Origin of the sequence: Streptococcus ilei (assembly GCF_000479335.1) — a bacterium.
In the GTDB taxonomy this organism is placed as follows: domain Bacteria; phylum Bacillota; class Bacilli; order Lactobacillales; family Streptococcaceae; genus Streptococcus; species Streptococcus ilei.
Window position 1 is genome coordinate 721,920 of record NC_022584.1, and the last position, 20,894, is coordinate 742,813.

The following is a 20,894-nucleotide window of genomic DNA, read 5'->3' on the forward strand; positions in this document are numbered from 1 at the left end:
CTATTTTTAATAATTACAGTAATCAAATAACTGAATGACAGATTGATGAAAGATGATCTCTTTCCATTAATTTTTCGCTGATGGAACCTTGAAGAAACCTTGGGATAGGTATCCTTTACCACTTATCAGATCATACTCCACCATCTTCAAATCTTCAGCAATCTCTTTCGCTTCTCCTTCCAGAGCTTTTTTGTCCACACTTGCTTTTTTCAAAACCTCCGTGAGCAAAGCATAGTATGGAGATACCTTGGAATTAGTTTGTTCAAAAACCATAGCAGAGAAATCACTCGAGTTGACCAAAGGATAGTCCAACTTCGGAGCATCGAAATTACTCCAAATAAAGTAGTCCGTTTGGTACTGACCTTCTGGATAGTTTTTAAAAGCAGACTCCGGATATAAACCAGGCAAATGATCCCCATAAAAGACAACTGTTATCTTTTTATCGATTTTGGATAGCTTTTCTAGGAAATCTTGGGTGGCACTGTCAGTGAATGTTAGTAACCTTGAATAATTTGTCAAACGAGTATTCACATCTTCTGAGAAATCTTTTCCAGAAGCAGTTACATCTGATGGTTCACCTGCAATAAAAGGCGCATGATTTTGCATCGTAATGACTGAAAAGAATTGACTCCGCTTTGGATCTAAATCTTTTAATACTGAATTATAGGTTGATTGGTCACTGACATGAATTTCCTGATACCCTACATTGTAATCTTTTTTATCATCAATGCTTACAAACTTATCAAAATCTAGTCTATTGTATATAACATTTCTTGAATAGTTTATTTTAGATTCGAAATGTATGATTTCTTTATTTTTAGAACTAAAAGAATCACTAATCGAAATTAAATGTTGCATTTTTGGAGCAACATCTGAGTATAGAACAGAAACGGTAGGGCTGATATTATAAAATGGTAAGCCTGTTAAGGTTTGAAATTCCATATTAGCCGTACCACCGCCGTAGCCGTCTGATTTCATTAAACCACTTGTCACTCTTGATTTTATGTTTTGAATATTTGGAATAGGATTTCTAGAAATTGTCACTCCTTCGATTCTGCTTGGATCCGAAAAACTCTCACTCAGGACATAAATGATGGTCTGTTGATCGACATATTCATTTCTTGTTTGATTAATTTCAGAAGCTTGCATAGAGTATTTCTTTTCAATCTCTTGCATTTTTTCTTTGCTGTATCCCTCAGGTTTTATCATGACTTCTGTTGTCAATTGATTAAACCATACATAAGCTAGTGATCGATACCTTGCATTTATCGAATTCCCCAGCCATTTCGTATCCTGAAAATTATTCAGTAAGGTGATAACTGGTACTTTCTCTGAAATCACACCATTCTCTTTTTGGTCAAAAATCGAATATACTTTATAACCAAATAATACCAGAGCAAAAAGGGTAAGATATCGAATTATGGTTGATCTAATAATTTTACCTGTATAAATATACCGTCTGCCGAGAATATAGGTAACTGATAGACCTACTGCAACGGCTATGACGATGAACATAAAGGAGACATCAACAAAGCTAAATAAAACGGAAGGTTGAGATAACCAGACTAAATCACTCGGTAAAATTGGCTCTCCCCTCATACTAAATTTAACAGCATTGGCTACAACGAAAAAAATACTACTAAAGATTATTAAAATCGTCGTAAACCAATATCTATTAATTAACACATATAGAGAGATGTATAGAAACACGAGACAAAGGATAGGAAATACGACTCCACCTGGAAAAATCGAATAACCAACTAATAAATCTCCTACTCCAAGTCCAAGTTGCACACCCGTATTCGATAGGATGGCTAAACTAATACTAGTCATGACAGCCAGTGAGAAACTCGATCTATTTTTAACTAAATCTATTTGACCTTTGACAAAAAATAATCCGATAAGAGTTAAAAGAATAGAGAAGGCAAGCATTTTAAACTCAACAAACCAAAATTGCGATAGAGAATATTTGCCTCCTCCAGTTTTTCCAATACCATCAAACAAATACCAGGTCGTACGATAGAGAGTTGAAGGAATTTTTGAATCCGTTAAAACAAAAGTAGTTAAAATACTAGAATGCAATAAGTATTCAAATAGTTTTCCAATTGGTCTCATCTTTCTGTTAACAGCCTTATTATCAAACCACTGTCTAATAGTTGAAAATAAAAGCGAACTAACAACTAATACCGATACAAAAACTATTGAATTAGTCTGCCAAAAACCATTCTTGGCAAAATCAAATACCTTATACTTCGGTACATTAATATGAAGAGCAACTTCAACTGAATAGGAAAGAATTAAATAGACACTATACGATACAAGAATCTTTAAAGCAAAAATTCGCTTTAAATCATATTGAGAAATTAAGGCAACTAAAACGACTGTTGCAAGCCCAAAATAGATCCCACAGTGATTAATCAATGTTATAACGGACCCTGTTGCTCCTATATTATCAGCAATAACATGCTGAACTAAATACGTATTAATGACAAGGAATAACACAAGAAGAGCAAGAGAATACAATTGTGTTCTCGTTAATTTTTGATAGTTTCTTAGAAGAAACTCTTTTAAATTAAACTTCTTTTTTCTCTTCATTTTTCTCCCCATAACTAAGATGTTGAAATTATAAAATCAACCCTGAATTTGTGTATAAATACCAATACTTATCGTCAAAATGTTTAAGAAGATGAGCGCATATTGTAACGATATATCAAAATTTGAATCCTCACTTTGAGCAATATCCGCTATACCCACCTTTTTGTGGAACCATGTGCCAAAATAGAGTGGCAGAAACATTAAAATATAATAATAGTAACGACCTTGAACCCCACCAACAACAATATCACCTGTGTGATATACACGAGGATCTCCAGAAATCGCAACAATAATTAGTATCGCTATACCTAAAAGTAAAAGCAAACTGTAATATTTAAAGAATTTAGGCAGTTCAATCTTATTTCTAAGAATAATAATAAATAGAATGAAAAAGAAAGTAAAAATTGAAGCTGCTATTAAAAATGCTGATTTTTCAGAAACATACTTTAATGGATCTGAAATAAAGTCATTAATAATTCCATGCGGTGCTAAGAATAAGGTTCGTAACAATGGCAATGGATGCGTTAAGAAATAAAATAGGCCTGGACCTTCCCCTGAAATTGAATTTCCAGATGGGAATAGTTTAATAATACCAACATAAACAAATGATATAAATAGATTTAAAAGAAAAAGCAAGGAAGAAAATGACCTCATGTTTTTATCTTTGTAATATCTATTTGGTAAAACAGACAACAAACTTCCTGTTAAAATAAAAGGGAACTTTGAAAATGCAAAAAGCAATGTCGTACATTGAAAAGCAACTGCATATTTTTTATCAACTTTATTTTTCTCAGAGAGAACATTTGTTAATAATGCTAAAGCAATTAAACTAGCCCCAAAATATAAATAATCATAATGATAACCTGCTATGATGTATAATACTGCAGGGAATGTAGCAAATAAATATATCGCTTCTCTATAAACTTTGCTGATTTTTAATGCAATAAATACTAGAATAGCAAATGCTATTACCTCGAATATTCTTCCCAAATAATAAGAAACATATACTTTTTTAGAGATTAATCTACCTATATTCCATCCAATCGCACTAGGAATGAAGGCTGGATTATCAAATCCAACTTTTACTCCTTTAATCTTACTTTCTTTATGTTCAGCATTGAACCAATAATTTTTATCTTTTTTACTAGGATTTCTTAGTGCATCATATTTGAAAACTGAATTATAATCTTCCAATTTTTCATTAGAATATTTAAAAATAGGACTATCAGAAATACTAATTACATTTGGTAAATGAGATTCTTCATCTAGTCCGTATTGAACTGGCTTCACTACTGAAATTACACTACCGAAAATAATTATCATAAAAAAAGCATTAATTGGCAATTTCTTTTTGTCTTTTGGATCAAAAAGAATAAAATAAATTACAACATTAATAATTAATAATATAATTTTTAAATTGATGGTGAATTGAAATAAACTGGCCAAAAACACTCTCGAAAATAATACTAAAAATATAGAAATTAAAATATTTCTAATTTTAGTCTTATCAATAACTCCCATATAACTTACTCTACTTTCTTTTTATCATTCTTTTCACTATATATTTCACGGCTCTTGCTGGACCTATCACGATATACTTCAATGCCCCTTTAATCCCTCCTATTTGATTAAAGTCCACGAAGGTATGGGGTTGAAGATCTTCGCGATTGTTCAATTGCTTATTATCAATAAATGGTGTCAGAACATGTGGGTTTTGAGAGATCCTAAAGTCATATTTTTGATCCCAAGCAATGTAGATCAACAAACGTTCGATCGCATGCAATATCGAATTTTGAGGTAGTGGTTCAGCCGGAACATCTGCTACTGTCAAATTCAAATCAAAGAGTGGTTTCAAAGCATCGTATTTAAACCAAACAAAGGTCCCATAACTCATGACAAAGGTATTGAGATTTTTGAAGTCAATCGTCTTGGTCGCTCCCATTCGTTCCCAGAGCTTGTTCATCTCTGGTGAAATAAGAGCCTCATTCCAAGCAACCACTATTCGATTGTAACGGAAGAAAGTTGGAATATCTGCGATAGTGATTCCGACTTTTGGATTGACTTCCATATTGGCTAGGATTTTATCAGCCGGTTTGACCAACATCTCGATCAATTCTTTTCGCCAAGATTCACCTGCCCAGAAATCTGCTTCTTTAGATTTCTTAGTATGGAAATGGCCAACATAATCATATTGAGAGAGTTGCTCTTTTAAGAGCAGCATTGGTAACACATCTCGCCCAATATTTCCAGTCACCACAACCGTCGCATCTTGTGCCCGATTAGAAAGAATTTGTCCAATATCCTGCTTCTTCTCTTCTACATCTGTCGTAATCCATAAGTCATAAGCAAAATGAAAAGCTTGGAAAGCATCTAGAAACTCTTCTAAAAGATCCACATAAAAGACATGGAGATGCACCGCAACTTTTTTATCAAAATCATCTGCCAATTCTTGGTTTATCAAGTACTTACGCGATAACAAATACGGATAGTCCGGACGATCAATCATAGACATATGGTTAAGAATCAAATCTAATGGATATTCCGATATACGTTCCAATTCGTCAAAAATGTAAGGCATGATTCCTTCATTGTTTGCAATGGTTTTGACTTTGATGAAAGGAACCTTATGATTGAGAATCGCTGTAGGATTGTAGTAAGAAAAGTCTGGATAAAGCATCCCTGTGGTGTCTTCATGAATGGTATCAAAGACCGTCTTATAGCGAAAACCAGCATCTAATAAATTCGTTGTGACCTTGGTTTCATAGTTATCAATCACATCTTGAACATTGGTAAAGTCTTGAACGCCCTGCCAAAATTCATGGAAAGAACTTGATTCAATAACCTGTTTTTTAAAGCAAAGATAATAACTCTGAATATGTTCGTTAAAATCCTTGTCTTTCCGGTAATTGGTCATTCCCCAGAAATCAACCTCATCATCATTCTCAAATTTTTGATAGATTGACTCTAAATCCCAAAGAGGGCCAAAGCAAGTATCATTCATGAGGGTAACAGAATCAAAATGAGCCAGTTGATCAAAACCTACTGTCTTCATTCCGTCCCGCCAAGCCGCAAAGTCAAAACCAGTATTTTGGCGCTCTAGAATATCGTCTACCAGATGCTGTGCTACTAAATTAGACTTCACATCTTCTGGTAGCTGACTATTAGAGATAAAGACCACCCGTGAATACAAGGGACGAATGTTTTCTAATTGGTAAAGTACATGTCCACTAATAAAATTAAACTTATTGTAGTGAACATATAAAAGTAAACGTTGCATATTATTTCCTTATTCTAAAGAATTTCAAGATCTTTGTTGGAATGGTCCAACGACGAGAATGGATGACTGTATTATATGCTTCTTTCGTAGCTTGCAACTCTGCCTCAAGATTTTTCAAACTATTTTGACAATCTAACATTTCAGCAGCAAAAACTTTTCCAATATAATCCGGTGCAGAGGGATTATCTATAGAAATCATTTTATAGCTCAGTTGATACACAACTTCTTCTTCAACTTCATAAATCAATTGAGGATCTGGTTCACTAAAAAGAAACAAATTATCTGTAACGATACCATTACTATAAACTGGCGAGCAAACCTTTCCGTTAGAATCTCTCAATTCAACATCAGAGTAATAACTTGGACTTTCAGACAGATCAACTCGGATAACAGAAGTTCCCTTCGGAATTTCGATTGCCAGACTATCTTCTTTTTGAAGAAGTTTGGTCATGGTACGATCTTCCGAATAAGTATTTTCTTCGTCACCAAAATAAATTGTAACAGATTCCATTCCGATGTGTGAAAGAGAATCCATTGGTTTGGAAAGACGAATCTCATAAGTATTATTACGATCTAAAAGGATCTTCGTCATCTCTTTATAATCGGCATTTGGATATTTATCAAGATACTCAAGTTGTGTTTTCAACAACTTATGAAATCGTCGTTCTAATTTTTTAAAATCAGTAGGACGAGAATCCGATCCTTGATTAATGGTATAAGCAACTGTCGCTTCATCCAGATAGGCTAAAGAAGTCCGTTGAAAGAGTTCCAATTGGAGGTTGAAAGTATCATCTGATGTCGTTAAATCTAACTCTTGATTGACTTCTAACATCAGATCTCTTTCAACTAGCCATGTAGAGGCCATGGTAAAACCTCTTGTTGCAAGCATCTTTTCATAGGTATCTGCTAATGGAATTGTATGATTAGCAAAGCCAGCCTTAGAAACGAGAGTTCCGTTTTCATCATAAATATCAAAATCCGTATTGGACCATTTGCAATCAGGCTCACTTTCTAATAAGTCAACCTGTTTCTGAAGTTTTAAAGGGTCTAACCAAAAATCATCTCCGTCACAGCGGGCAATATACTTTCCACGTGCTTCTTTACAGATAGAGACCCAGGTTTTAGAAATTCCCTGATTCTCATCCTGATAAAAGGCACGAATCAGATCAGGGTAGTTGGCTTGATAATCCTGAATGATAGAACGAGATCCATCGCTTGAAGCATCATCCACCAAGATAATCTCATAATCAAACTCAGTTTGTTGGGCTAAGAAGCTATCAATCGTCTTCTTTAACCAGGGCTCTTTATTAAAAACCGTACAAATAATCGAAACAAAAGGCGTCGTTTCCATATTTCCCTCAGTCTAGTCAGTCATTGACCATGTTCCATTGCGTTGGATTAAGCCACTTGCCGCATCCATTGCTGATTTATCATCTAAAGCGATATCATCTCGATTGATAAAGATCAGTGGAGTTTGGGTAGCATCTGAAAAAGCCAACATCTGCCCTTCAGCATCCCTTACTGTCACTTCTAATTTCATTTTCAAGTCATTTACTGTTGGCAGTGAACAAGTATAATGAACCGTTTTATGTCCAGCCCCACTGATCAGCTGATTCATAGAATTATCGTTATAGATCCATATGTTCCGATCGATATCCGTCAAAGACAGAGCGATATATGTCTGGATATCTTCACGAACATCAAAATCAATCTGGAATTGAATAGGATCCTGAGGGCGTAATTTGTTCGAACTTAACAACTGAAGCTGAAAATTTTCAACCAAGGCATTTTCTTCCTGGTTTGAATTACCTGCTCCATTAGCTTCTCCTCCCTGTTGCAAAGGAGCTGTATTATCAAAACTATATTGGTTTGCAACATTCTCAGGACTACCAATTGCTTTCACCAAACCATTTTCAATCAAAACGGCCTTGTTACAATATTTCTTGACGGCCCCCATATCATGAGTAACCAGGATAGTAGTTTTCCCTGATTTTTTCCGTTCTTGGAAATAATCGTTACACTTGCGCTGGAAGGCTTCATCTCCTACTGCAAGGACCTCGTCCAAAATCAAGATATCGCCTTGGGCCTTAATGGCAACCGAAAAAGCCAGACGAACCTGCATGCCTGATGAGTAGTTTTTGAGCTTTTGGTTCATGAATTCATGCAACTCGGCAAAGTCTACGATATCATCATACATGGCATCAATTTCAGCTGTTGAGAAGCCCAGCATAGCCCCATTCATATAGACATTTTCACGACCTGTCAGCTCTGGGTTAAAGCCCACTCCAAGCTCAATGAAAGACACCAGTTTCCCATCGATAGTGACAGTACCTTTTTCTGGTACATAGATTTCAGAAATAATTTTTAAGAGGGTTGATTTCCCAGAACCATTTCTTCCGAGGATCCCGAAAAAGTCTCCTTTTTCTACTTCAAAAGAAATATCCTTGAGAACGTGCTGTTCTTTATAGCCTTTAATGCCTTTAAAGCGATTGACCAGGGCAGTTCGAAGACTATTGGTTGCCTCCGTTGGCAACTTAAAGTACTTGCTGACATGGTCTACTTTTACTGCAATTTGTTTATCAGTCATTAGAGAATCTCCGCAAATTTCTTAGCATGTTTGTTAAAGTAAGCAAAGCCAGCGATAAAAATAAGAATTGGCAAGACATAAGGGATCAACACCAAGAACTTATTCTCTACCAAAAGCCAAACAGGGGTGTTGGCCTTATCAATCAAGAAATAACGCATGTCTTGGATGATTTGAGCCAAAGGATTCATCATGACCAATTTGGCAGCCCACGGATTGCGGTCTGCGATAAAGGTAATTGGGTAGATAATTGGCGTCGCATACAATCCAGCTTGCAAGAGCACTTCCCAAACTTGACCTAGGTCACGGAAACGAACGAAAAATGTCGCTAAAATCAATGCACATCCTGTCGCCATCAAGAACAACTCAAAGAATAGCGGAATCACCATCAAAGCTGTCCAAGAGAATGTCACCCCATTGAAGAATGAAAAAATCAAGACCACAACCAGGTTAATGACAAAGTTGATGGCTGCTCCTGAAATCGCAGACAAAACAATGATGTGTTTGGAGAAATTCAACTTGCGCAACAGGTCGCCTCGACTAACGATCGACACCATCCCCATGGATGTGGCTTCTGAGAAGAAGCCCCAGATTACATTGGCCAACAAGAGGGCAACTGGGAAATGGGGCACATCCCCACCCAAGCGTAAAAAGCGGATGAAGACGACGTACATGATCGTAAAGGTCATCAGGGGCTTTAAAATGGACCAAAGATAGCCAATCGCTGACCCTTGGTAGCGTAATTTAAAGTCTGTTTTGATTAATTCTCTTAATAAAATTCGATTTTTCTGACTAAAAACGTCAAACATTATTTTTTACCTCGATATGCAAACTTTGTCAGAATCAAGCTGGTAAACACAACCGTATGAAAAGCCCGGTTCTTCCGGTAACCGTACTGACGAATCCGTCTCAAACGTTCTTTTAGTGGAACATCCATAATGGTGACAAAGTTTTCAATGATTTCTTTAGTTTGGGAACTGACAGGCAGATCCAATAAATTTTTTGCTTGTTCTTGACTGGACTCGATGAGATTCCAATATTTAGCAAACAAAATATGAGGGCGAACCCAATTCTTGACCCGTTTTCTAAGGGTACGAGCTCCTAAAACATTGCTACTGTGCTGACGGTACAACTCCGTTGGTTGATCGATATAGATGAGCTTTCCAAAGGCAGTTGCCAACAAAGCCAAGTACCAATCATGCATAAGGAGGGCATGTTTTTCTTGACCTGTCCATAAGTCAGCCAGCGCGTGGTTAATCATGGCCACTCCGCCAGTTACCGTATTTTCCGTCAACTCTTGAATCAGTTCTGTATTGGCATGATCAGACTGGGTGCGAATCATACTCTCATGTTGCACATTCAAGTTTTCATCGACCACTTTTAAATCTGTGTAAACCAGCAAAGGCTCTTCTTGAGGATGCTTGGCTGCTTCTGCTACTTGCAGGGCAATCTTTTCTGGTAGCCAAACATCATCTTGGTCACTGAAGCAATAAAGATCCGCTTTTTCATATTTCAGAAGCGTATGGAAGCTCTTGATAACACCAAGATTTTCGATAGCTCCTTGGTTGATAAAGCGAATGCGCTCATCCTGGGCCACCAACTCTTGAATGATCTTCACCGTACCATCTGTTGACCCATCATCTCGGATCAAGAGTTGCCAATTCTGATAAGTCTGGTCTTGGATACTTTTGACCTGCTCTTTTAGATACTGTTCACCATTATAGGTGGACAACAAGATATTTACTTTCATGATAAGAATAATTCCTCGTACTCACCTACAATTTTTTCCCAGGTAAAGTTTTGCTTCATATTGACCTTGGCTCGTTGACCCCATTCAGATACGTCTTCTAAAGGATCGACCAGGTCGATCAAATGCGCCAAATTCCCAGTTTCTTTAGTCCAATATTGAGCTGCGTCCTTTGCGACTGTTTGGTTAAAGGAGACTCCTAAAACCAAATTGAGATCCGTCTGGGCAAGAGCCTCTAGGAGACCAGGATTAGTTCCGCCCACTTCATGACCATGGATATAAGCAAAGGCTTCTTTACGGATATACTTCAACAGTTCTTGATCATAGACCGTTCCTACAAACTTGACGCGTGGATCCTGATCAAATCCAGTTCGAGCTCGGAGTTCCTCAAAATAAGGATTGCCTTCGTGGTTACAAATAATCACCAAATCCCGTTTGGTGGAAGAGGCCATAAATTCACGAATGGCAGGCTCATAATTATTTTCTGGAACAAAGCGGCCCAAGATCAAATAATAGTTCTTCTCCTGTGTCTGCCATTTCTGATAGAATTCTCGGACCTTATTATCCTGACTGGTCAGGCTGGTTGGAGACAAGTCCGTTCCGTAGGCAATATAGGTCGTCTTGGACCAAGGATAGGCTTCCTTGATATAAGACTCAATACCCGGGTTGTCAGATATCACCAAGTCAGCGTGGCGCGTCATGATCTTTTCAGAATACTTGAGATAGGCTTGGATCGGCTTGGCCCACTTGGCCCGCTTCCACTCCAGTCCATCTGGATTGATATAAAATCGTCCGCCTATCTTATGGATCTTACGCGCAAAAGGCGCCACAAAGGCTCCGATTGTATTTCCCAAGACGTAAAAAATCGGCTGTTTAATTCCTTGTTTCTTAATAAGCTTCAAGGCATAGTTGATGGCCATCATATCATAGGCAATGACACGCGCAGGCCCAAGTTTAGGGGCTTGAATTGTAAAACAATCGACACCCTTGTAGTCAAAATGGTAATAGGCTTGATCATTAGAAAGGCAGGCAACATGGTACTGGATATCTGGAGACACTCGATGCGAAACCAATTGGTCCACAAAAGTCTCAAAACCGCCATATTGAGCCGGAAGCCCACGACTTCCGATAATAAAAACGTGTTGCATAAAATTCCCTTTCTAACAATTTACAGTCTATTCAATTATACCATTTTCTAGGCTTTTTGCCTAATCCAAACAGAAAAGCGACCACAAGGGTCGCTTCAATTTTCACTTATTTCACTTCTTGTTTGTAAAACTCTTTCAAGGCATCTTGCCAAGTTGGAATGACGAACCCTGTAGCCTTAGCCTTAGCCAAGCTCATCGTAGAGTTAAGTGGACGTTTCGCCTTAGCTGGGAATTGGCTAGAATCCACTGGTTTCACTTCTACATCAGTGTCTTTGAGGATTTCAACTGCAAAGTCATACCAAGTTGTATCTTCTTTCGCATCGTTAGACAAGTGGTAATAACCATACTCCTTACGGTTTTCAGCCAAATAGGTCATAAACTCTGCAAGAGTACGGGTCCAGGTTGGGCGACCATGTTGGTCATTGACGACGGTCAAAGTCTTGTGCGTCTTAGCTAAGTTTTGCATGGTGAAGACAAAGTTCTTACCGTAGTTCCCAAATACCCAAGCCGTACGGATGATATAGAAGTTAGACACATGCTTCTCAACCAATTCTTCCCCCATACGTTTGGTACGACCGTACTCAGTTTGAGGATCTGGTTGATCATCTACTTCCCATTCTTGTCCCACTGGTTTTTTCCCATCAAAAACGTAGTCCGTTGAGATATAGACCAAAGTTGCACCGTGCTTTTCAGATGCCTTTGCTACATTTTCCGTACCCGTCACGTTGATAGCATAGTCCAACTCTTTTCCTTCATCTTCAGCCGCATCAACAGCTGTGTAAGCAGCACAGTGGTAGACTAGGGTTGGTTTCACTTCTGCGAATACCTCATCTACTTTCTCTGCATTAGTGATATCCATTTCAGCCACATCAACAGCTACATATTCTTCATTTCGTTCATCCAACAAATGGCGAAGTTCTGTTCCAAGTTGCCCATTTGCTCCTGTAATTAAAATCATGTTAAATTCCTTTCAAATGCTTTTTCCCTATCATTATAGCAAAAAAAGCAGAAGTTTTCTGCTTTTTACTCACTTTTCTCTTTGATGACATAGATTGGACGTTTCTTGGTTTCCATGAAGATTTTTCCGATATATTTTCCTAAAATCCCAATGGTCAATAATTGGAATCCTCCAAGGAATAGAATCACTGTCATAAGGGATGGCCAACCTGAAGTAGGATCCCCAAAGACTAAGGTGCGGATTACAATCAAAATCATCATGATAAAAGCCAAAATCCAAGATAACAGTCCACCAATAAAGGCAATGTTTAATGGGGCATCCGAGAAATTGACAATCCCTTCAATCGAGTACTTAAAAAGGGACCAAAAATTCCAAGACGTCTCTCCTGCTACGCGTTCTACATTTTTATATTCGAGGTATTCTGTCTCGAATCCTACCCAAGCAAAAATCCCTTTTGAAAAACGATTGTACTCAGACAACTCCATTATGGCATCGACCATCGGACGACGCATCAAACGAAAATCACGCGCACCGTCTACCATTTCCACTTGACTGATATGATTGATCAATTTATAAAACATCCGTGCAAAGAAGGATCGAATTGGCGGTTCCCCTTCACGGGTCACTCGACGCGTTCCGACACAGTCCAAATTTTGCTGCTGATCTAACTTCTGCTTCATTTCAATCAATAGCTCTGGAGGATCTTGTAGGTCCACATCCATGACCGTGACGTAATCTCCTGTAGCATGTTGGAGGCCAGCATAGAGAGCCGCTTCCTTCCCAAAGTTTCGTGAAAATGAAAGAAAATGGGCACAAGGATTCAAGAGATTGAGTTCCCGTAAAACATCTAAAGTTTTATCAGAAGACCCATCATTTATAAAAATATATTCAAATTCTTCTCCCATAGATGTCCGAACCCGTTCCATCTCTTCAAAAAATAATGGAATCGATTCTTCTTCGTTAAAACATGGGACTACAACTGATATGGTCATATATTACTCCTATTAACATCTGCTGATATCTTATCAATAAACTAAAAATATTCCAACTACCCTTTACAATACAGTTTTGCAAACAGTTTTAATAAACCGAATTTTTCAATTAAGTTCATTGTAAATATAGCAAGCTTAACCATCAACCTCTCATCTCTAATTTCTCGATCAAACACAGAAAGTGTAGACTTCATGCCATTATTTGCGATCCAATCATTAACCTCTTTATATTGCCGTAAAAACTCCGCACTTGTAGAATGTCTCCCACCATCCAATAACCAATAAAGAGTAAATTTTTTAATAAAAAATTTAATTAAATTAGTTTCAGAAAAATCATTTGGGATAATACCTGCTATTTTATCAAGAACATTCTTTATATCTAAATTTGGATTAAAACCCTTATTTAATGTATTAGATGCACTATTCTCATTGTAAAACCAATTATATCCACAATATGGTATGGTTCTAATATCTTTAGATTTTGTATATACGGTTAAACTGAATAACAAGTCCTCAGCTAATGGAATATCCGGAAAAGAAAGATCGTGATCTATTATAAATTTTTTTCTATATATACGAGCACATGGTGAAATAGATCTATATTTTGACCATTTATCATTACCCAATTGGATAGAAAATAGTTGTTTTCCATCTTGGTTTACTCTCTGAAGTCCACCAATTACTGCATCATCCATCCCTCTTGAGATTTCATCATAAAATATTTGCAAGTAGTCTGAGTTTATGTAATCATCACTGTCAATAAACATGATGAATTTACCTTCTGCAAGCTTAATACCCTCATTTCTAGTATATGCTGCACCTTTATTTTCTCGACTCAAAATTCTAATATTTGGAGAAAATTGTTGGTATTCATTCAATATTTTGAACGAACCATCTTTTGAACCATCATCAATTGCAATAATTTCAAACGATTTAAAACTTTGATTCAAAACTGAATCAATACATCTTTTTAGATATAATTCTGCATTATATACAGGAATAATGACACTAATCTTAGGCGCTTCTTTCACAATCTTATCCTTTATATTTTCAAATATCACTCATAGACTTTGCAGATAAGTAAAATAATATATCCTATATCTTATTATCTAACCTCAAGTACGCTATCTTTAACCATTCGTATCCTGACTCTTTTTATAAAATCGATTTAAACATTTCGCTAATCCTTTTGGCCAAAAGAGTTTAAACATCATATAATCTTCCTTTGTTCGAGTATTGTCGCTAATAGTATTACTCGTTTCAGAATCTTCATGAATACGATGACACATTAACTTTTTGGGTACATAAACAAATCTACCATCAAATTTTGCTAAATGGTACCATGCAAGCCAATCTAGGCTAACTCTCCATTCCTCATCAAATCTAAACCCCTTAATCAATCCTAAGTTATAAGTTACAGCTGGGCAACAAATTGGATTTCCAAAAGCAAGAATACGGTTTCTCCACCACTTAGTTTTTGGGAATAATGAGATTGTTTTTAACATTAAAGATTTGATTTTTAAATTTGAAGTCGGTTTAATAACTTCACCATTTTTTTCTTCAAAATAATCGGAATAAAGAATTATAGCGTCATTATGTTTTGTTATCCTCTTTTGAATTTCCATTAAATAAGTTGGCTCATAATAATCATCCTGATGAGCTATTGTAGCATATCGAGTAGAGACAAAAGATAACGCATTATTCCAATCTTTCCCGATTCCACCTCCAACACTTGTATTAAGAGAAATAGCATATTTTTGGCAAATACTTTCGATAAATTCACTTGGAGTAGAGGTATACAAAATGATATTACTTTTTACGATTTGATTTAATAAAGACTTTATACAATCCTCTAAAAAAGGGCTATCCCCGTAAGCACAGATTACAAATGTATGATCATTCCACTGATTCATATTTTTGAATTTCCTTTCTTCTCATAGTTACAAAGACAATCCAACTCGCAAATGTGTAAAATAACATAACCAAAATAAAACTAAGCCCCGCACCAAGCAAGCCAAACTCCCTCATCGCTAGAGGAGTAAGGAAATTTGTTAATAACGCCATTGCGATATATACATAGAGTAGATAGACTTGTTTCCTCAATATAATTAAAAAATCACCTATGACAGAAGCAATAGAATATAAAAAGCCGGAAAGTACTAAAATAGTAAGTAATAAGCTGTAATTAGATAAATCAATACCACTTATAATATTTAAAATAGGTACCCCAATTAAATAGGCTAGAATTGATACTACCAATCCTAGAATCATAAGTAATAATAAGATTTTACTTACCATGGCATTAAACGTATGAAATCTTTTTTCCGACCATTGTTTTGCCAAGTCAGTTATCAATGGCCTTAATGCTAATACAAATAAACTCATAAAGAAAACAGGCATAAATAGAATACTGAAATCTCTTTGTGCTCCTTCACGTAACACGCCCTCAACTAGCAATTTATCAATTACTTGTTTTGGATAATTCAATACATACACTAACAAAAAGCCATTTACAAACAAAGGGAGGCACGTTTTCATGATACTAAATGATCGTTTAAATGTAGTGTAAGAAATTTGATTAAAAGGAATGGTTTTTATTTTTTTGGACTGGCAATAATCACCTAAAAAAACAAATAATACGTTAAAAAAACATAAGCAGACTAAAGAAAAAATTAAAGAATTTGTGAATAACAGACTAATTAAGAGAATTATTGTGCTCACCCCATAACGTAGCACCATTAATTTCCCAGCAATATCTAAACGTTCATGTTGTTGAAATAAGCCTTGGAATAAATCAGAAAAAGCATCACATGAACGATAAAGCACCGTTAGTATAACTATTATAAATAAATTTCCTTTTCCAACATTATTTCCACTAAAAAATAAATATGGAAATAAGGTAACCAACATTAAACAAACTGTTATAACCCGAGTTAGACAATATTCCAAATACGAGTATGTTTCTTTCAAATCAGTCGCTTGATAATTTCTTACTTGAAACATACCAATTACAATCCACAGGTTACCTATTGCATAAGCCAAACTAAAATTATCAGCATCACTCGCGGAAGTATGTCTAGAGACAATAATCAAATACAGTATTGAAACTGCAGCTGCTGCTATATTCCCTGCAAAATTCCAAAAATAAACACTCCTATTTACTTTACTGTTCATTTTCATTCTCACTTCTTAATAAGGCAATTGTTTGTGACAATTTCTTAATCTGAACTGATTGCTTTGATACAGTACGAGTCAATGAAAATATTAAAAATATTAATAAAAATGTACTTAATAAAAAAACAAAATTACTTAGTGTCTGAATACCAAGAAATTCAGATATTGTTCCAATTAAATTTGGAAACCAAATAACTGGCAACGAGACGATACAAAGAATAAGCCAAGAGATGACATTTCTCATTTCAACAACTTTCTTTGCCACTAGTCTCAGAATATAAACCATAAAAATAATTACAATAAGGGTTAACCAAATATTTAGCATCTTATTTCTTATACCCTCCACCTATTCTAGCCACTAACATAGCCATTGTCACTTTAATCATATAGTAAACCGACTTACTTAAGGTAATAGATGATTCCCCGTGTTCACGTTCGTTCATTAATACAGGGACTTCCGCAACAGAGTAGCCTGAAGTTAAAAGCGACACTATGGTCTCTGGTTCAGGATAATCACTTGGATACTGCTTAGCAAATTCTTCAATGACTTTTCGATCTGCTACACGCAATCCTGATGTAGGATCTGTTACCTTCTGACCAGTCAAAATCTTAATCAATTTTTCAAAAAATGTAATTCCGATTCTTCTTAAGAAAGATGATTGAAAACCTTGGTTTTCAATAAAACGTGAACCAATCACCATGTTGACTTCTTGTTCTTGAAGAACTTCTAACATTTTTTTAATAAATTCAGGATTGTGTTGGCCGTCTCCGTCTACTTGGACAGCGTATTGGTAGCCGTGTCTAACTGCATATTGATAACCTGTTTGTACAGCGCCCCCAATTCCTAAATTGATGGGTAAATCAATGACATTAAATTGATTCCTTTTACAAATTTCCAGAGTATTATCTGTGGAACAATCGTTGATAATGACATAGTCAAATTCTGGTGTATGTTCCTCAATCATCTTAATTGTCTTTTCGATATTACCACTTTCATTATAAGCAGGAATAATAATTAGCAATTCTGAAGTTCTCAATCCTTCTACATTCCCTTCTAAGCATATCACTTCATTATACTATATTTAAGGCTTTATTTCTAGTTCAGGACGGTGCTTAGAAATACGCAAATTACTAAAAAATCAGCTCCCCTAAAAAATAGGAAAGCTGGTGATTTGATCTATGTGATTAATTTTCTCTTTCTTTTACTTGGACGATTCCCATTCCGACTAAAAGAACGATTCCTAACACGCTTGAAGTGACTTCAAAGCTGGTGGTCATTCCAGTTTGCGGCAAATAAAGGTCTTCCTTACGAGTACTGCTCACTTGAGGGAGCTCTTCATCCACCGTCTCTGATCTTTCTTGCTGGTAGTTGACAGCTAGTGGTATCAGCGTATCCTTCTTACTAGACTCAACTGCTAATGAACCTGGCTTGTATGGTGTATAATCCTTGTTTGGTATCTGCTCCTTCTGATCCACGGATGGCACGAGGGTGTCCAGTGGATACTCTGGTAGGGGATTTTCAACGAGTGGAAGGACCTGATAAGTTTCATCCTTTTCATTTGGAACATACCAAGCATAGTGAAGACTACTCTTTTGAACGGTTGGTATTTCTGCCACGATGGACCGTGTTTTCAAGCGATAGGAATACGGATCATCCGTCCAGACATAGTTACTATCGAAGGTGGTAAAGACTAGGCCCAGCTTATGCCCCTTCTTGACCGTGTAAAGATTTGGCTGTAGGTAAACTGTATAGTTTCGAAACTCTCCTAGCTTGGGATCTATGCTCTTGCTAGAGCTAGAGGAGGCATAGCCTGCATCTGGATTTGCTAGATTGATCCAACCAGAAGAGATGACCTTATACTTGGTTTTAATGGTTCCAAATTGCTTGTCGGGAATGTTCTTTAAATTACTTCCCATCCAGTAGCCTGTTTCAGAAAGCGTGTTGAGAGGCATTTCTTGGTACTTGTAGCCAGCCTCATCGTAGGTAATCTTATTGGATGCGACATCAAATTCCTCATCTGAGAGATCGACCAGTTGTACATTAACTTGGTAGTCTTTGAGCTCTTGATTGGGCAGCTTGGCTAAGGCGGCTTGGAAATGGACAGGAATATGCCCTTTAATAGTCACATCCTCTGTCGCTTCTGCTGTAAACAAAGCATTGGCAGTTGACGATTGCTTAGTGGTATGTGAATCACGATTGGTCCAATCCATACCTGCACCATAATAATCATTATCAATGGTTTCTTCCTCTCGTCTAGAAAGAGTCTTCAGGGTCAATTTATTACTAGACTCCCAGCTAGAATAGTGTTCCCATTTAGATGGATCGTAGTTATTAGATACGGTTACTTCTGGCAAAGATTCTACCTGATTTTCGGCATCATATAGGTAGTGACTAAACCATAGGTTGAGAAGGTCACTGACACTTTGTTGGCCCTCTTTAATTCCGAAGCGTTTATTGACAGGATAAATATGATCCCCTTGATATAGGTAGAGCTTCACAGGCTGCCCAGCTTTTTTCAAGGTTTGATACATCAGCTCAAAGTGTTTAGTTCTGACATTATCATCATTTAGCCCATGCATAACTAGAGCGCTGGCCTTGAATTTTTCTGGATGAAGAGTATAATCGCGATTTTTCCAAATGTCACTATAATTATAACCATGCTTATGTTGGTCGCGATTCAATTGAGTGATATAGCGGGCATAGTCCTCTTTAATCTTGTTCCAATCAGCCGGATCTAGAATCCTGTTGGATACATAGACAGACAAATGAGACAGATCTCTATAAGGACCGACATTAAAAGTCGTTCCTTGACTGTTGTAATAATCATACCAACTTGCAATACCAGCCGCAGGGACGATAGTCTTTAAGCCCTCTACTCCTGTCGCAGCGACTCCAAAAGTAGTGGTTCCTGCCCATGACAGGCCTGTCATACCGACTTTTCCATTCGACCAATCTGCTTTTATAGCGATATTCGATGTCTTATCTGTATAAGCAACTCGTTTTCCATTTAGCCACTCAATGACACTCTTATAACCAGCTACTTCTAGGTCACTTCCTGTTGTATTGATTCCCTCAGACTGATAGCTTCCCAATCCAGATGTGGTAACGACGGCATAGCCACGTACTAAGAAATAGTTGTACCAGTTAATATTTTCATAATCGTAACGAGTGAAGGTCGCATCACTCTCGTTTGGATTTTTATAGTACCAGTCTTTAGAATCTGCCTTTTTAGCATGTTCTAAAGTCGTGGTAGAACCGGTTTGACGACGAGGATCTACATAGCGATAGAGTTTCTTGTTGTCAAACTCACCCTCTTCTTTTAGACCAATTTCGCCAAGGGTTTCCTTATTAGTCGTTCCCGCTACGTAAGGACTTGCCTCATAGATCGTCGAAGCCTTAAAATCCCCATTGGCAACAGCTTTCGGTAGTTGAACAAAAGTTTTGATCAGGTCCCTTTTTCCGTCTCCATCTGTATCATAGTCTGATTCGACATAGACAACAAAGCGGACGATATCACTCTTTTCATTCGAGTAGCCAGTTTCTACATCACCCGGAGTAAAAGGAAAAATAGGCTGGGTCTTACCATTAAGGATGAGCGGTTCTTTTTTCTCTGCACGATAGGCCTCTTTTAATTTCTTAGCGATCGAAATCATATGATTTAGATTCTGGACGGGCTCATCCTTGCCTACCCCATTTGGAATCATCCCCAAGCTTTTTGCGAACTCAAGACGATCTTCTGCTGTTGAACCAGTTTGATCCGGTTTGGCCTCTGCCCATTTGAGTAACTCGATTGCTGTATCCCCTATACTCAGATTCTGATTTGCGACATGTGGATTTTCAATCAGAGTCGAGAGTTTATCAGGCGTTTCTGATACCAATAAAGGTTTCGGTAGGTCTCCTAAAGAATCATTTGTTTCAGTTAACTTGCTAGCTTCCTCCTCAAGTAAGTATCCACTCTCAGTTTCTGCCCTCCCACCTGACTCTAGACCTGCAGCTTCAGGTTGGGGATTAATCTGAGGCTTTTCTATAGAGACAAGTTCTGGCGAACCGACTAGTTCAGTATCTGCTCCTGTAGCCTTTTCGGAAACTTCATCAGCCCGAACTTGAGTGGCTATCACTATAGGTGAGAGTAATAAAGCAGACAAGATAAAAGAAAGATTCTTTTTCCTCATAATGAAACTCCTTTAAATTTAAGAGATTTGAAAGAAGGAAAGCCTTCAAACGGAATGACAGCGTTTACAATACCATTGTAGTCTCTATACATTTTATAGTCAAATCAAATAAAAAGGTATCATAAAAATATAATCTTTCTGAAAGTTGAGATAATTGAAAGGGCCTATGAGAAATATATTATAGTTTTCAATTCTTCTTTTCACACAAAAAAGCAAGTTTCAATCCGGTTTTTAACCGTTAGAAAC

At 36.9% G+C, this 20,894-nt stretch carries 16 protein-coding genes; all 16 read right to left on the bottom strand.

Features of this window, described 5'->3' with window-relative positions; all coding sequences use genetic code 11:
- Positions 1–66: 66 nt before the first annotated feature.
- The 16 genes from N596_RS03585 to N596_RS03660 all read right to left on the bottom strand — a co-directional run bounded on the left by N596_RS03585 (position 67) and on the right by N596_RS03660 (position 20,648).
- Entirely contained in the window at positions 67–2,595 is a 2,529-nt protein-coding gene (locus N596_RS03585; protein WP_042361139.1) for an alkaline phosphatase family protein, read from the bottom strand.
- Positions 2,596–2,631: 36 nt separating this feature from the next.
- Positions 2,632–4,116, bottom strand: coding sequence for a DUF2142 domain-containing protein (locus tag N596_RS03590; protein WP_023026983.1), 1,485 nt, complete (start codon positions 4,114–4,116; stop codon positions 2,632–2,634).
- 10 nt (positions 4,117–4,126) lie between these two features.
- On the bottom strand, positions 4,127–5,872 hold the full coding sequence (locus N596_RS03595) for a rhamnan synthesis F family protein (RefSeq protein ID WP_023026984.1): 1,746 nt from the start codon (positions 5,870–5,872) through the stop codon (positions 4,127–4,129).
- Position 5,873: 1 nt separating this feature from the next.
- On the bottom strand, positions 5,874–7,223 hold the full coding sequence (locus N596_RS03600) for a glycosyltransferase (RefSeq protein WP_023026985.1): 1,350 nt from the start codon (positions 7,221–7,223) through the stop codon (positions 5,874–5,876).
- A 12-nt stretch (positions 7,224–7,235) separates the two neighbouring features.
- The gene (locus N596_RS03605; protein ID WP_023026986.1) at positions 7,236–8,459 is read right to left on the bottom strand and encodes an ABC transporter ATP-binding protein; all 1,224 of its coding nucleotides are present in this window, start codon (positions 8,457–8,459) and stop codon (positions 7,236–7,238) included.
- A complete protein-coding gene (locus N596_RS03610) occupies positions 8,459–9,265 on the bottom strand; it encodes an ABC transporter permease (RefSeq protein WP_023026987.1) in 807 nt (268 codons plus the stop codon). Before N596_RS03610 ends, N596_RS03605 begins: the two co-directional genes overlap by 1 nt.
- Positions 9,265–10,206 (bottom strand): glycosyltransferase family 2 protein, encoded by a 942-nt coding sequence (locus N596_RS03615; protein WP_023026988.1) that lies wholly within the window; start codon positions 10,204–10,206, stop codon positions 9,265–9,267. The genes N596_RS03610 and N596_RS03615 overlap by 1 nt, the downstream gene beginning before the upstream one ends.
- Positions 10,203–11,351 (bottom strand): beta 1-4 rhamnosyltransferase Cps2T, encoded by a 1,149-nt coding sequence (gene cps2T, locus N596_RS03620; protein ID WP_023026989.1) that lies wholly within the window; start codon positions 11,349–11,351, stop codon positions 10,203–10,205. Before cps2T ends, N596_RS03615 begins: the two co-directional genes overlap by 4 nt.
- A 106-nt stretch (positions 11,352–11,457) precedes the next feature.
- Positions 11,458–12,309, bottom strand: a complete 852-nt coding sequence (gene rfbD / locus N596_RS03625) for a dTDP-4-dehydrorhamnose reductase (protein ID WP_023026990.1) — start codon at positions 12,307–12,309, stop codon at positions 11,458–11,460.
- Positions 12,310–12,374: 65 nt separating this feature from the next.
- Positions 12,375–13,301: a glycosyltransferase family 2 protein gene (locus N596_RS03630; protein WP_023026991.1), complete on the bottom strand. Its 927-nt coding sequence runs from the start codon at positions 13,299–13,301 to the stop codon at positions 12,375–12,377.
- A 56-nt stretch (positions 13,302–13,357) separates the two neighbouring features.
- Complete coding sequence (locus tag N596_RS03635; RefSeq protein WP_258025872.1) at positions 13,358–14,332, bottom strand: glycosyltransferase family 2 protein; 975 nt, start codon at positions 14,330–14,332, stop codon at positions 13,358–13,360.
- A gap of 99 nt (positions 14,333–14,431) precedes the next feature.
- The gene (locus tag N596_RS03640) at positions 14,432–15,214 is read right to left on the bottom strand and encodes a glycosyltransferase family 2 protein (RefSeq protein ID WP_023026993.1); all 783 of its coding nucleotides are present in this window, start codon (positions 15,212–15,214) and stop codon (positions 14,432–14,434) included.
- Entirely contained in the window at positions 15,198–16,481 is a 1,284-nt protein-coding gene (locus N596_RS03645; RefSeq protein ID WP_023026994.1) for a lipopolysaccharide biosynthesis protein, read from the bottom strand. Before N596_RS03645 ends, N596_RS03640 begins: the two co-directional genes overlap by 17 nt.
- Entirely contained in the window at positions 16,465–16,800 is a 336-nt protein-coding gene (locus N596_RS03650) for a DUF2304 domain-containing protein (RefSeq protein ID WP_042361144.1), read from the bottom strand. The genes N596_RS03645 and N596_RS03650 overlap by 17 nt, the downstream gene beginning before the upstream one ends.
- Before the next feature lies 1 nt (position 16,801).
- Entirely contained in the window at positions 16,802–17,512 is a 711-nt protein-coding gene (locus N596_RS03655) for a glycosyltransferase family 2 protein (protein ID WP_042361147.1), read from the bottom strand.
- A gap of 148 nt (positions 17,513–17,660) precedes the next feature.
- Complete coding sequence (locus N596_RS03660; RefSeq protein WP_023026997.1) at positions 17,661–20,648, bottom strand: CocE/NonD family hydrolase; 2,988 nt, start codon at positions 20,646–20,648, stop codon at positions 17,661–17,663.
- Positions 20,649–20,894 lie beyond the last annotated feature (246 nt).